Annotated in this window: 15 protein-coding genes; 14 read left to right on the forward strand and 1 reads right to left on the reverse strand. The window is 71.5% G+C overall.

What is annotated here, in order from left to right:
• Window positions 1-81 precede the first annotated feature (81 nt).
• The 4 genes from ACFV57_RS35590 to prcA all read left to right on the forward strand — a co-directional run bounded on the left by ACFV57_RS35590 (window position 82) and on the right by prcA (window position 2,420).
• Window positions 82-300: a ubiquitin-like protein Pup gene (locus ACFV57_RS35590; protein ID WP_003981605.1), complete on the forward strand. Its 219-nt coding sequence runs from the start codon at window positions 82-84 to the stop codon at window positions 298-300.
• 5 nt (window positions 301-305) lie between these two features.
• Window positions 306-749 carry an endonuclease domain-containing protein gene (locus ACFV57_RS35595; protein WP_385240941.1) on the forward strand — a complete coding sequence of 148 codons (444 nt, stop codon included), beginning with the start codon at window positions 306-308 and terminating at the stop codon, window positions 747-749.
• Window positions 701-1,546 carry a proteasome subunit beta gene (gene prcB, locus ACFV57_RS35600; RefSeq protein WP_385240944.1) on the forward strand — a complete coding sequence of 282 codons (846 nt, stop codon included), beginning with the start codon at window positions 701-703 and terminating at the stop codon, window positions 1,544-1,546. Before ACFV57_RS35595 ends, prcB begins: the two co-directional genes overlap by 49 nt.
• Window positions 1,547-1,610: 64 nt before the next feature.
• A complete protein-coding gene (gene prcA, locus ACFV57_RS35605; RefSeq protein ID WP_385240946.1) occupies window positions 1,611-2,420 on the forward strand; it encodes a proteasome subunit alpha in 810 nt (269 codons plus the stop codon).
• Window positions 2,421-2,721: 301 nt separating this feature from the next.
• Here the strand turns inward: prcA and ACFV57_RS35610 are convergent, their stop codons facing one another.
• Window positions 2,722-3,768, reverse strand: a complete 1,047-nt coding sequence (locus tag ACFV57_RS35610) for a LacI family DNA-binding transcriptional regulator (RefSeq protein WP_385240949.1) — start codon at window positions 3,766-3,768, stop codon at window positions 2,722-2,724.
• 128 nt (window positions 3,769-3,896) lie between these two features.
• On the opposite strand from ACFV57_RS35610, the gene ACFV57_RS35615 reads away from it, so the two are divergent.
• The 10 genes from ACFV57_RS35615 to tatC all read left to right on the forward strand — a co-directional run bounded on the left by ACFV57_RS35615 (window position 3,897) and on the right by tatC (window position 12,413).
• Entirely contained in the window at window positions 3,897-5,165 is a 1,269-nt protein-coding gene (locus ACFV57_RS35615; protein WP_385240951.1) for an MFS transporter, read from the forward strand.
• Window positions 5,166-5,174: 9 nt separating this feature from the next.
• Window positions 5,175-6,536 carry a Pup--protein ligase gene (pafA, locus tag ACFV57_RS35620; RefSeq protein ID WP_385240954.1) on the forward strand — a complete coding sequence of 454 codons (1,362 nt, stop codon included), beginning with the start codon at window positions 5,175-5,177 and terminating at the stop codon, window positions 6,534-6,536.
• A 189-nt stretch (window positions 6,537-6,725) separates the two neighbouring features.
• A complete protein-coding gene (locus ACFV57_RS35625) occupies window positions 6,726-7,718 on the forward strand; it encodes an FKBP-type peptidyl-prolyl cis-trans isomerase (protein ID WP_385240957.1) in 993 nt (330 codons plus the stop codon).
• 57 nt (window positions 7,719-7,775) lie between these two features.
• On the forward strand, window positions 7,776-8,150 hold the full coding sequence (locus ACFV57_RS35630) for an FKBP-type peptidyl-prolyl cis-trans isomerase (protein ID WP_385240960.1): 375 nt from the start codon (window positions 7,776-7,778) through the stop codon (window positions 8,148-8,150).
• A gap of 206 nt (window positions 8,151-8,356) precedes the next feature.
• Window positions 8,357-9,346: a helix-turn-helix transcriptional regulator gene (locus tag ACFV57_RS35635; protein WP_385240962.1), complete on the forward strand. Its 990-nt coding sequence runs from the start codon at window positions 8,357-8,359 to the stop codon at window positions 9,344-9,346.
• Window positions 9,347-9,367: 21 nt separating this feature from the next.
• Complete coding sequence (locus tag ACFV57_RS35640; protein WP_385240965.1) at window positions 9,368-10,318, forward strand: helix-turn-helix transcriptional regulator; 951 nt, start codon at window positions 9,368-9,370, stop codon at window positions 10,316-10,318.
• Window positions 10,319-10,342: 24 nt separating this feature from the next.
• The gene (locus ACFV57_RS35645; protein ID WP_385240968.1) at window positions 10,343-10,603 is read left to right on the forward strand and encodes a hypothetical protein; all 261 of its coding nucleotides are present in this window, start codon (window positions 10,343-10,345) and stop codon (window positions 10,601-10,603) included.
• Window positions 10,604-10,691: 88 nt separating this feature from the next.
• A complete protein-coding gene (locus ACFV57_RS35650; RefSeq protein ID WP_385240971.1) occupies window positions 10,692-10,895 on the forward strand; it encodes a hypothetical protein in 204 nt (67 codons plus the stop codon).
• Between the two features lie 207 nt (window positions 10,896-11,102).
• The gene (gene tatA, locus ACFV57_RS35655; RefSeq protein WP_385240974.1) at window positions 11,103-11,390 is read left to right on the forward strand and encodes a Sec-independent protein translocase subunit TatA; all 288 of its coding nucleotides are present in this window, start codon (window positions 11,103-11,105) and stop codon (window positions 11,388-11,390) included.
• Window positions 11,391-11,459: 69 nt separating this feature from the next.
• Window positions 11,460-12,413, forward strand: coding sequence for a twin-arginine translocase subunit TatC (gene tatC, locus ACFV57_RS35660; RefSeq protein WP_385240977.1), 954 nt, complete (start codon window positions 11,460-11,462; stop codon window positions 12,411-12,413).
• Window positions 12,414-12,849 lie beyond the last annotated feature (436 nt).

Raw genomic sequence — 12,849 nt, forward strand, 5'->3', positions numbered from 1 at the left:
CAGGGCCGATGTCAGACCTTGCTTGTAGGGTCTGATCTTGACAGTCACATCGAGCGGGGCGAACCGAGCGGGGTGAGGGACATGGCGACCAAGGACACCGGCGGCGGACAGCAGAAGGCGACGCGTTCGACCGAGGAGGTCGAGGAGCAGTCGCAGGACGCGCAGGCCGCGGACGATCTCAAGGAGCGGCAGGAGAAGCTGTCGGACGACGTCGACTCCGTGCTGGACGAGATCGACGACGTACTCGAAGAGAACGCCGAGGATTTCGTGCGGTCGTTCGTGCAAAAAGGCGGACAGTAACGGGTATGCCGGTCTCCGTCGGCATCCGGTGCGGCGAGCGCGGGCGCAGCGGGCCATCGGCCGCGTACGCCGTGCGCGAGAACGGGTGTGACGGAATCCGGCCCCGGTGCCGGGAGCGCGCGGCGGCCCGTGCGGCCACGCGCTCCCCGCACCACCACGGCGCACCGGGCGAGCGCGTGCGGACGGGCCGCCCAGGGCGTCGCCGCGCGCCCGCGGGGGCAGGAGGACGACGGGCTGCCGCAGCCGTCGCACGATCCGTCTCCCGCGCGCATGTGGATCATGACCACAGGACAGGTAAGGTCCGGGGCGTACGGTGCTTCAGCTGCAACGCAGCGCTGGGCCAATTCAAGGATCGGCCGGACGTCTTGGGGCGGGCGGCCGAATATCCGGAAGGAAACGTGTGGAAGCCAACACTCGTAACGCCGGGCATCTACCAGCTGCCTTCCTGACGCCCGGGTCCTCGTCGTTCATGGACTTCCTCGGGGAGCACTCGCCGGAGCTGCTGCCGGGCCGGCGCCCGCCGCTGCCCGTGCAGGGGGCCATCGAGGCGCCGCACGGCACGACGATCGTGGCGGCGTCGTTCCCCGGCGGCGCGGTGCTCGCCGGTGACCGCCGCGCGACGATGGGCAACGTCATCGCGCAGCGCGACATCGAGAAGGTCTTCCCGGCCGACGAGTACTCGGCCGTCGGCATCGCCGGCACGGCCGGTCTCGCCGTCGAGATGGTCAAGCTCTTCCAGTTGGAGCTGGAGCACTTCGAGAAGGTCGAGGGCGCCCAACTCTCCCTGGAGGGCAAGGCGAACCGCCTCTCGACGATGATCCGCAGCAACCTCGGCATGGCCATGCAGGGCCTGGCCGTGGTGCCGCTGTTCGCCGGCTGGGACGTGGACCGCGAAAAGGGCCGGATCTTCTCGTACGACGTGACCGGCGGACGTTCGGAGGAGCACGGCTTCGCCGCGACGGGCTCCGGCTCGGTCTTCGCGCGTGGTGCCCTCAAGAAGCTCTACCGCGACGACCTCACGGAGAACCAGACCGCGACGGCCGTGATCCAGGCGCTCTACGACGCCGCGGACGACGACTCGGCGACCGGCGGCCCCGATCTGGCCCGCCGGATCTATCCGATCGTCACGGTGATCACCGAAGAGGGCTTCAAGCGGTACACCGAGGCCGAGGTGTCGGAGATCGCCCGGGCCATCCACGAGCGGCGGCTCGACGAGCCCGACGGCCCGCGTGCCGCGCTGCTCTGAAGGTCGGGAGTCCGTCATGCACGCGCCACTGAGAGAGTCATTGACAGAAAGGGACGGATAGCCGGTGTCGACGCCGTTCTATGTCTCACCCCAGCAGGCCATGGCCGACCGGGCGGAGTACGCCCGCAAGGGCATCGCGCGCGGCCGCAGCGTCGTGGTGCTGCAGTACACCGACGGCGTGGTCTTCGTCGCCGAGAATCCCTCCCGGGCCCTGCACAAGGTCAGCGAGATGTACGACCGCATCGCCTTCGCGGCGGTCGGCAAGTACAACGAGTTCGAGAACCTGCGCATCGCCGGCGTGCGCTACGCCGACCTGCGCGGCTATACCTACGACCGCGCGGACGTGACCGCGCGCGGCCTTGCCAATGTCTACGCCCAGACCCTCGGCTCGATCTTCTCCAGCGCCGCCGAGAAGCCCTATGAGGTGGAGCTGATCGTCGCGGAGGTGGGCAACGCCCCCGAGGACGACCAGATCTACCGGCTGCCGCACGACGGTTCGATCGTGGACGAGCACGGCTCGGTCGCGGTCGGCGGCAACGCCGATCAGATCAGCAGCTACCTCGATCAGCGGCACCGCGACGGCATGACGCTGGGCGAGGCGCTGAAGCTGGCCGTCGAGTCGCTCTCCCGCGACAACAACGGCGGTGAACGCACGCTGGCCGCCGAGCAGTTGGAGGTCGCGACCCTCGACCGCACGCGTCCGCAGCAGCGGAAGTTCAAGCGCATCCTGGGCCGTCAGCTCTCCCGGCTGCTGGAGGAGGACGGCGCCGCGTCCGGTTCGGCGAAGGACTCCGAGGGCGCCGCGGACGAGTCGTCGGACTCCGCGGATTCCGAGGGCACTTCCGGTTCCGAGGGCGGTTCCGCCGCGCCGTGACGTGACGGCGGCGGCGTGCGGAGCGCGGGCGGCCGCCTCGTGGCGGACGCGCCGCCGTCCGCACGCACAACGGGCACACACGCGCCCCGGTGGGTCCGCACCCGCCGGGGCGCGCCGCGTTCTCGGGGCCGGCGTGCCCGCCGACGGTTGCATCCGTTACGGCTGATGCCCGCTACGGCCGCTCCCGCACAAGCCCGCTCCCGCCGCATGCCCGCTCACCGAGCGCCTGCCCGCCACGGCCGCGGCCTGGCACCCGCCCGCCCGTCACGGGCGCCCTCCTGACCGCCACGGCCGCGCACGGCTACGGCGCCGCCGCCGTGGAGCCGCGCACGAGCAGGTCGACCGGCAGGGTGACGGGCGCGGGCACGTGCCCCTCCAGGACGGCCATCAGCGCCCGCATCCCCGCCGCCCCGACCTCCTCGGCGGGCAGCCGTACGGTCGTCAGCTCCGGCTCCAGGGCCCTGGCCAGCGCCAGATCGTCGACGCCGGTGACGGAGACGTCCTCGGGCACCCGCAGCCCCAGCCGGCGAGCGGCCTTGCAGGCGCCCGCCGCCAGGAGGTCGTCGTCGCACAGCAGGGCGGTCGGGCGGGGCCCCGGCCGGGTCAGGGCCGCCTGGGCCGCGTGCAGACCGGCCTCCACGCTGAGCGCCGCCGGTTCGGTGCGTACGTCCGCGTCCGGGGCGCCGCGCAGCGCCTCGGCGAGCGCCGACGCGCGTACGTGGAAGGTCCAGGAGTCGACGGCCGCGGCGAGGTGGGTGATGCGGCGGTGCCCGAGGGCGAGCAGATGCGCGGTCAGCCGCCGGACGCCGTCGGCGATGTCGGGGTTGACGGTCGCGGTGGCCTGGCCGTCGCCCGGGTCGCTGTCGAGCATGACCAGCGGCAGGTCCCCGCCGCGCATGGCGGTCAGCGCGTCGGTGGCCATGGACGAGGCGATCACGCCGTCGAGTGCGGCGCGCGCCGAGTCGAAGGGGTCCCGGGCCGGGCCGATCCCTTCGGGGGAGGGGTACAGCACGACGCCGAAGCCGTGCTCGGCGGCGACGCGCGCCGCGCCGGTGTAGACGCGGGCGAAGTACTCGCTGGTCAGGGCGGGGACGACGAGCAGGGCGGTACGGGTACGGCCGGTGCGCAGGCTGCGGGCGGCCAGGTTGGGGCGGTAGCCGAGGTCGCGCGCGGCGGCGCGTACCGCTTCGGCCTTGGGCGGCGAGACGCGGCCGCGCCATTTGTCCCCGAGCACCAGGGAGACGGCGGCCTGGGAGACTCCGGCCGCGCGGGCGACGTCCCGGCTGGTGGCACGGGGCGCGGCGGCCGGGCCGGGGCGCGCTGCTGTCGGGTGCTCATGGGCGGTCACCGGGGGCGGGCTCCTCGCGTCGTGCGTCGCGGTGTGGACCCGCGGGTTGCGACCATGGTACGTATGACGCCGGACGTTATACGTAAAACTTCGAAGCCCGGGGCCACACCGGGGGACAAGGGGCGGGCATGGCCGCTGGGTACGCCGAGCTGCTCGGGACGCGCCATGCGGCGCGGCTGCTGGCCGGCACGCTGATCGGCAGGCTGCCGAACGCCACCGGGCCGCTGGCCGTGGTGCTCTTCACCCGCGCCGAAGGCGGCGGCTACGTCCTCGCGGGCGCCCTCTCCGCCGTGTACGGGCTGAGCAACGCGATCGGGCAGCCGCTCCTGGGGCGGGCGGTCGACGTGTACGGGCAGCCGCGCGTGCTACTGCCCTCCGCCGTGGTCTCCGCGCTGGGCATGGTGCTGCTGGCGGCCGTCGGCCTCGACCCGCTGCCCGTGGCGTACGCGGCCATGGTGGTCGCCGGGTTCTTCACGCCGCCCCTGGAGGGCGGGCTGCGGGCCCTGTGGCCGGGGGTGCTCAAGCGCGAGGACCGGGTGCACGCCGCGTACGCGCTGGACGCGGTGGCGCAGGAAGTGCTGTTCGCGGTGGGCCCGTTGCTGGTGACGCTGTGTGTGGCGGCCTGGTCGGAGCGCTGGGCGCTGCTGGTGATCAACGCGATCGGGGTGCTCGGCGCGCTCTCCGTGGTCGCCTCGCCGCCCTCGCGGCAGTGGCGCAGCGCGCCGCGCGAGGCGCACTGGCTCGGGGCCCTGCGGTCGTCCGGGATGCTGGTGCTGATCGCCTCGTTCCTGTTCGTGGGGCTGGCGCTGGGGTCGATAGCGGTGGCCGCGGTCGCGTACGCCGACGAGCACGGCGGCGGCGCGGTCTCCAGCTATCTGCTGTCCGCGCTCGGTGTCGGCGCCCTCGTGGGCGGGGTGGTGTACGGCGCGCGCCAGTGGCCGGGGCATCCGGAGAGCCGGCTGCGGCTGCTGGTGGCGCTGCTGGCGCTGGGGTACCTGCCGCTGGCGCTGACGCCGGGCGTGGTGGGGATGACGCTGCTGACGGGGGTGGCCGGTGTCTTCCTGGCGCCCGCGCTGGCGTGTGCGTTCGTGGTGGTGGACGGGCACGCGCCCAAGGGGACGGTCACCGAGGCGTTCTCCTGGCTGGTGACGACGTTCGGGGTGGGGTCCGCGCTGGGGATGACGGTGGTCGGGCCCGCGGTGGAGCGGGGCGGGCCGGCCGCCGGGTTCGCCGTGGCGGGAGCGGGCGGTGTGGCCGCACTGCTCGTCCTTGTGTCGACAAAGCGCTTTCTTTCCCCTGGCGGACGCGGCCTCGTGAGCGGTGCTGTGCAGGTCACGGCGGAAACTGATCGAAACGAGGCCGTCCAACCCGGTTTCAGAGCAGGGCATCAGGCGTAATGTTCAGTCATGGACCGCCGCATTTTCGGGCTGGAGAACGAGTACGGCGTCACGTGCACGTTCAGGGGACAGCGCCGACTGTCTCCTGACGAAGTGGCTCGGTACCTCTTCCGCCGTGTCGTGTCATGGGGCCGCAGCAGCAATGTCTTCCTGCGGAACGGCGCCCGCCTGTACCTGGACGTGGGATCGCACCCGGAATACGCAACCCCCGAGTGCGACAACGTGACCGAACTGGTCACCCACGACAAGGCCGGTGAGCGCATTCTCGAAGGTCTGCTGGTCGACGCCGAGCGCCGCCTGCACGAGGAGGGAATCGCGGGCGACGTCTATCTCTTCAAGAACAACACCGATTCCGCCGGAAACTCCTATGGTTGCCACGAAAACTATCTCGTGGCCCGGCACGGGGAGTTCTCCCGGCTCGCGGACATTCTCATTCCGTTCCTGGTGACCCGTCAGCTGCTCTGCGGCGCGGGCAAGGTCCTGCAGACACCGCGCGGGGCCGTCTACTGCGTGAGCCAGCGCGCCGAGCACATCTGGGAAGGCGTCTCCTCGGCGACGACCCGTTCCCGTCCGATCATCAACACCCGCGACGAGCCGCACGCGGACGCCGAGCGCTACCGCCGCCTCCACGTGATCGTCGGCGACTCCAACATGTCCGAGACGACCATGCTGTTGAAGGTCGGCGCCACCGACCTCGTCCTGCGCATGATCGAGGCGGGCACGGTCATGCGCGACCTGACGCTGGAGAACCCGATCCGGGCCATCCGCGAGGTCAGCCACGACATAACCGGCCAGCGCAAGGTGCGGCTGGCGAGCGGCCGTGAGGCGTCGGCGCTGGAGGTCCAGCAGGAGTACTACGAAAAGGCGGTGGACTTCTGCGAGCGGCGCGGTATCCGTACGGGCATGGTCGAGCAGGTCCTCGAATTGTGGGGCCGCACGCTCGAAGCCGTACGGGAGCAGGATCTCGACCGGATCGACACCGAGATCGACTGGGTGATGAAGTACAAGCTCATCGAGCGCTACCGCGCCAAGAACAACATCACCATGTCGCATCCGCGGGTGGCGCAGATAGACCTCGCGTATCACGACATCCACCGCCGCCGGGGCCTTTACTACCTCCTGGAGCGGAAGGGGCAGGCGGCCCGTATCTGCAACGACTTGAAGATCTTCGAAGGCAAGTCGGTGCCGCCGCAGACCACCCGGGCCCGGCTGCGCGGTGACTTCATTCGCCGGGCGCAGGAGCAGCGCCGTGATTTCACGGTGGACTGGGTGCACCTGAAGCTCAACGACCAGGCGCAGCGCACGGTGCTGTGCAAGGACCCGTTCCGTTCCGTGGACGACCGGGTGGAGAAGCTGATCGCCGGGATGTGAGTCCGGTTCGTCACCGTATCCGGTGGGTCACCGGATACGGTGACGGCCGGACGTGGCTGCGCCGGGAGCGCCCGCGCTCCCGGCACATTGCTGTATTACGCCGATGTGTTGCTTATGGAAATGCACCCAGGGTCAGGTCGTAGAGTGGCGGGCATTGCCCACCCACCCCACGACCCCGAGTTGGACTTCATGAACCTCACGAAGAACTCCCGCCGCGTCGCCGCCGCGGCCCTGACCGTGCCCCTCCTGCTGTTCACCGCCGCCTGTGGGTCCGATGACGGCAAGGGCTCGTCGGCCTCCGCGGTCGCCAAGGTGGAGGGGAAGCCCGGGGAGCAGCCCAAGATCACTGTGCCGAAGGACGCCAAGGCGCCCGACAAGGCGGTCACCAAGACGCTGAACGAGGGCAAGGGCGCGGCGGTCAAGAAGGGCGACTACGTCCGGCTGGACTTCGCGGCGCAGACGATGAAGAGCGGCCAGAACCTCGGCAGCACGTGGACCAAGCAGCCCGGTGCGGACGCGAAGGCGCCGCGGATGCAGCTGGTCAGTGAGGTCAGCGACCAGCAGACCCAGCAGCAGCTGCCGCAGAAGGTGCTGGAGGCGGTGGCGGGCCAGAAGGTCGGCAGCCGGTTCGAGGTCGAGGGCACCGCGAAGGCGCTGATCGGCGAGAACCTGAACCCGCAGTCCGGCATCAAGCCGGAGGACGGCCTGGTGTGGGTCGTGGACGTGGTCGCCGCCGGCAAGGCGGACAAGAAGGGCAAGGCCGAGGGCGAGCAGGCGGCGCCCGAAGAGGGGATGCCCGAGGTCAAGGCGGAGGGCGAGAAGGCCGCGACGATCACCGTGCCCAAGGGCGAGAAGGCGCCGTCCGACCTCAAGGAGCAGGTGCTCGTCAAGGGCAAGGGCCCCAAGGTCAAGGCCGGTGACGGGCTGATCGCGCAGTACACGGGCGTGAAGTGGGAGGACGGCAAGAAGTTCGACTCCTCCTGGGACCACGGTGGCGCCACCGCCTTCCAGATCGGCACCGGTGCCGTCGTCAAGGGCTGGGACCAGGCCCTGGTCGGCAAGAACGTCGGCGACCGCGTGGAGATCGTCATCCCGCCGAAGCTGGGCTACGGCGCCAACCCGCAGCATGAGCTGGCGAAGAACACCCTCGTGTTCTCCGTCGACATCGTCGGCACCGTCTGACCACGATCTGCCAGACTGTGCACGTAGCTGTGCAAATTCTTTCGTAGGAGCACTTTCGTGAACATCGACAAGCCCGAGATCGACTTCCCTGAGGGCCCGGTCCCCGCCGACCTGGAGATCGTGGACCTGTGGGAGGGGGACGGGCCGGCCGCCAAGGCCGGGGACTTCGTCAAGGTCCACTATGTCGGGGTCGCCTACAGCTCCGGCGAGGAGTTCGACGCGAGCTGGAACCGTGGCAGGCCGCTGGAGTTCCAGCTCGGCGCCGGCCAGGTCATCTCCGGCTGGGACCGGGGTGTGCAGGGCATGAAGGTCGGCGGTCGTCGCCGGCTGACCATCCCCCCGCACCTGGCATACGGCGACCAGGGCGCCGGTGGCGGCCGCATCGCGCCGGGCGAGACGCTGATCTTCGTCTGTGACCTGATGTCCGTCTGAGACGGACGGCAGCCGGCCGCGGCACAGCGGCGGCCGGCGCGCGCCGAAGGCCCGTGCCACCCGGCACGGGCCTTCACCCTTTGCCGCCCGGCACCCCGGACCCCGGCCACCGGGGCCCCGCCCGTCACCGTCCGGACCCTCGGCTTTGCCGCAGGTCCCGGGAGCGGTACGGTCATCGGTCGGGAGTCCGACAAGAAAGGGCGTCGATGGCCATTGCCAAGGCCGAGCGGCTGATGAATCTGGCGCTGTGCCTTCTGGGTACCCGTCGCCCGCTGACCAAACGTGAACTGCGGTCCTCCATCGAGGCGTACGTGGAGACGTTCGGCACCGGGGACGCCGGTACGGGCAGCGACGACTCCTTCAACCGGATGTTCGAGCGCGACAAGGACGACCTGCGCGAACTGGGCCTGGTCATCGAGACCGTCGAAGGACTGGACGGGGAGACCGGTTACCTCGCCCGCCGCGACAGCAACCGCCTGCCCCCGATCACCCTCGACGCCGCCGAGGCCGCCGCCCTCGGACTCGCCGCCAAGATCTGGCAGCAGGCCCGGCTCGCCGGCGCCGCCAGTGGCGCGCTCCAGAAGCTGCGCGCCGCCGGAATGCCGCTCCAGGACGACGACTCCTTCGAGGCACAGCAGCCGCACAGCGCCCTCGAACCCCGCATCCCCGCCCACGAAGCCGCCTTCGAGCCGCTGATGCTCGCCTGCCGCGACCGCCGGCCCGTCGTCTTCGACTACCGCAAGTCCAACGCCGCCCACCCCGAGCGGCGCCAGGTGGAGCCCTGGATCCTGGAGTGCTGGCGCGGCCACTGGTACCTGGCCGGCTGGGACCGCGAGCGGCAGGCCGAACGGGTCTTCCGGCTCTCCCGCATCACCGGCAAGGTCCGCTCCCGCCAGGGGAAGTTCACCGCCGAGGTACCCGACCACGTCACCGTCCGCGAGACGGTGGAGAGCTGGGCGGGCGAGACCGCCACCGGCACCGCCCGGATCAAGCTCCGTACCGACCACGGCTATCCGCTGCGCGCCCGCGCCCTGAGCATCCGCGAACTGGGCGCCGGCTGGGACGAACTGGAGATTCCGTACGGGCACGGACTCGACGCCTGGCTGGTCGAGTTCGGCCCCGACGTAGTGGTGCTGGAACCCGCCGAACTGCGGGCCGACGTCGTGGACCGGCTGCGCGCCGTGGCCAAGGGCTGAGAGGGACGGGACGCACACTCCATGGCTACGAACGCCATCGACCAGACCCGGCGGATGCTGTCGCTGGTGACGTACCTGCGCGAGCGCCCCGGAGCCCGCGTCTCCGACGTCGCCCGCGCCTTCGGCATCTCCGAAGACGAGCTCATCGGCGACCTCGACGTACTGCCGATGTGCGGTACGAGCTTCCGCGGCGGCGACCTGCTCGACATCGACACCGACGGCGACCGCATCTGGTGGCACAACCCGGACGACGTCGCGGAACCGCTGCGCCTGGCCGCCGACGAGGCCACCGCCCTGCTGGTGGCCGCCCGCGCGGTCGCCACCCTCCCCGGACTGCGCGAGGGCGACCGGCAGGCACTGCTGCGCGCCACCGCCAAGCTGGAGGCCGCGGCGGGCGAGGCGGCCGGCGCCAGCTCCCGGGTGTCGGTCACCTTCGAATCCGAGGGCGGCGTCTTCGCGGACGTCGACCGCGCGATCGCCGAGCGGCGCCGGCTGTGGCTGCGCTACTACTCGCCCGCGCGCGACGAGCTGACCGAGCGCGAGGTCGACCCGATCCGGCTGTTCGCGGTCGGCCACACCTACGTCGAGGCGTGGTGCCGGCTCTCGGAGGCCCGCCGCACCTTCCGGCTCGACCGGGTCGCCGAGATCAGACTGCTGGACGCCCCCGCCGACCCGCCGCCCGTGGAGCTGCGCGACCTGTCCGAGGGGCTGGTGCAGCCGGCGGCCGAGGACCCCGAGGTCGTCATCGAGGTGGGCCCCGGCGGGCGCTGGGTCGCCGAGTACTACCCGCACGACAGCGCCGAGGAACAGCCGGACGGCGGCCTGCGCATCACCCTGCGCACCCCCGACCCCGCCTCGCTGCGGCGGCTCGCGCTGCGCCTGGGCCGGGACGGCCGGATTCTCTCGCCGCAGGCACTCGCCGACAGCGCGCGGCAGGCGTCCCGGCAGGCCCTCGCGGCGTACGGCGAGTAACGCGCGAAGGGGCGGGCGGCAACGATGACGACGACCATGGCGGGCGCGATGACCACGACCCTGACCGGCCCGGTGCTCTTCAAGGCGGCCTGCCCCGACTGCCGCGGCCGCTTCGAGCTGGCCTCGGACGCGCTGCGCCTGGCCATCGGCGGCAGCAGCCGTACGACGTTCTACTCCTTCACCTGCCCGGACTGCGGCAGCGCGGTCCGCAAACCGGCGGGGGAGCGGATCATCGAACTGCTCACCGACGGCGGGGTCCGCACCCTGCGGCTGCACCGCGGCTGACCCCGCCCGGCCCTCGTATCCACCCCGTCGGATATGACCCACTTCTCGTGGGATTCGTCACGTCCACACCCCCGATAGGCTTCGCCCCATGCTCTGGCCCATGATCGCCATCGCCCTCGGCTTCCTCGGCATCGCCGTCCTCGGCGTCCTCGCCGTCCGCGTCTTCGTGGAGGTACGGCGGCTGGCCCGCCAGGTCGGGCAGACCTCGGCGCGCATCCAGCGGGCGGCGGAGGATCTGGAGCGGGCGGCGACGCCGCTGGCCGCGCGGGCCCATGATTCGGTCAGGGACTGATACCGCACCCTGCTGCTACGGGTGTGCGGGCGGTACGCTGCTGTTCGCAGTCCAGACCGCGAGGCGGTGGCGGAAACCCGCGGTACGCACGTCCCTTGCCGCCCGTTCACCGCCGAACGTTACGATCGCTGTCAGCACTAGCACGCCAGTCCGACCCCCACGGCAGGCACCGAAGTAGACGCCGACCCGGCGAGAAGGTAGTCGCACATGCTCAGCAACCTCAGGGCCCCCGAGATCATTCTGATCCTCGTCGTCATTGTGCTGCTGTTCGGCGCGAAGAAGCTCCCGGACATGGCACGTTCGCTCGGCAAGTCGGCCCGCATCCTCAAGAGCGAGGCCAAGGCCATGAAGAAGGAAGGCGGCGACGGCGAGGCCGCCGGCAAGGACGCCTCCTCCGCCGACTCCCAGGCCGCGCCGCGGACGATCCAGGCCGCCCCGGGCGACGTGAACAGCTCGCGCCCCGTCGCCGAGCCGAACCGCACCACCCAGAGCTGACCGGAGCCGACCCAGCTCCGCCGGCCCGGTCGGCCGGTGGCGGCTGATTGCACGAGACGAGGACGTGGGTTGCTCAAGTCTGCCCGCAAACAGGAGAAGGACCCCGAGGGGCGGATGCCGCTCGCGGAGCACCTGCGTGAGCTGCGCAACCGGCTGCTGAAGTCGGTCCTTGCGATCGGCGTGGTCACCGCCGTGGCCATGCTCTATTACAAGGACATCGCCCACTTCATCACCGGCCCGGTCATCGAGAGCGTCGGCTGCCCGCGCGGCACGCCCGCCGGCACCCCGCCCGGCCACCCCTGCGCGCAGATCACGGCACAGGGCATGCTGGCGCCCTTCACGATCCTGCTCAAGGTGTCGCTCACCACGGGCGTCGTCATCGCCAGCCCGGTCTGGCTGTACCAGCTGTGGGCGTTCCTCGCGCCCGGCCTGCACAACACCGAGAAGAAGTACGCGCTCAGCTTCGTGGCGGCGGGCGTCCCGCTGTTCCTCGGCGGCGCCTACCTCGCGTACGCGGTGCTGCCCACCACGGCCGCCGCGCTGGTCGGTCTGACACCCAGCGAGTGGTCCAACCTCTTCCCCGCGGACGAGTTCCTGGACATCGTCACGCGGATGGTCGTCGTCTTCGGCCTGGCCTTCGAGCTGCCCCTGCTGCTCATCCTGCTGAACTTCGGCGGAGTGATCACCGGGCGCCGGGTGCTGAGCTGGTGGCGCTTCATGGTGCTGGGCATCACGATCTTCTCCGCGCTCGCCACGCCCACCGGTGACCCGCTGACCATGGGCCTGCTCGCGGCCCCGATCGTGCTCCTGTACTTCGGCGCCGTAGGTGTGTGCCTGTTCAACGACCGCCGCCGCCGGCGCGCCAACCCGGACCGCGAACTGGACGACGACGAGGCGTCACAGCTCGACCTGACCCCCGAGAGCATCGACGGCCTCGACCCGGCCACCGGTCACCGGATGCTCCCGGAACAGTCCACCGGTGACACACCGCCCCGCCGCAACGGCTACGACGACGCGACGTAAGAACACTTCGGCCACGAGGCCGAGCCGACGAGAACGAGCCCCGCAGGCGTGACTGCGGGGCTCGTCCTCGTCGGGGCCGCCTCGCGTGGCTTCTCGCTCCGCGCGGCCTCTTCGCTCCGTGTGGCCTCTTCGTCTCGCGCCGCCTCGCGCGACCCCACCGCCCCGCGCGCCCGCTTCGCCCGGCGTGGCCCCTCGTCTCGCGTCGCCTCGCGCGGCCTCACCGCCTCGCACCGCCCCGCGTGGTCCCTCCGTCTTGCACCCGCCCCGCATGGTCCCTCTCCGCCTCGCACCGCCCCGCGTGGTCCCTCCGCCTCGCACCGCCCCGCGTGGTCCCTCCGCCCCGCACCCGCCCCGCGTGGTCCCTCCGCCTCGCACCGCCCCGCATGGTCCCTCCGCCCCGCGCCGCCCCGTGCGACCCCACCGCCTCGTGCGGACC

This window comes from Streptomyces sp. NPDC059788, assembly GCF_042732265.1.
Classification (GTDB): Bacteria; Actinomycetota; Actinomycetes; order Streptomycetales; family Streptomycetaceae; genus Streptomyces.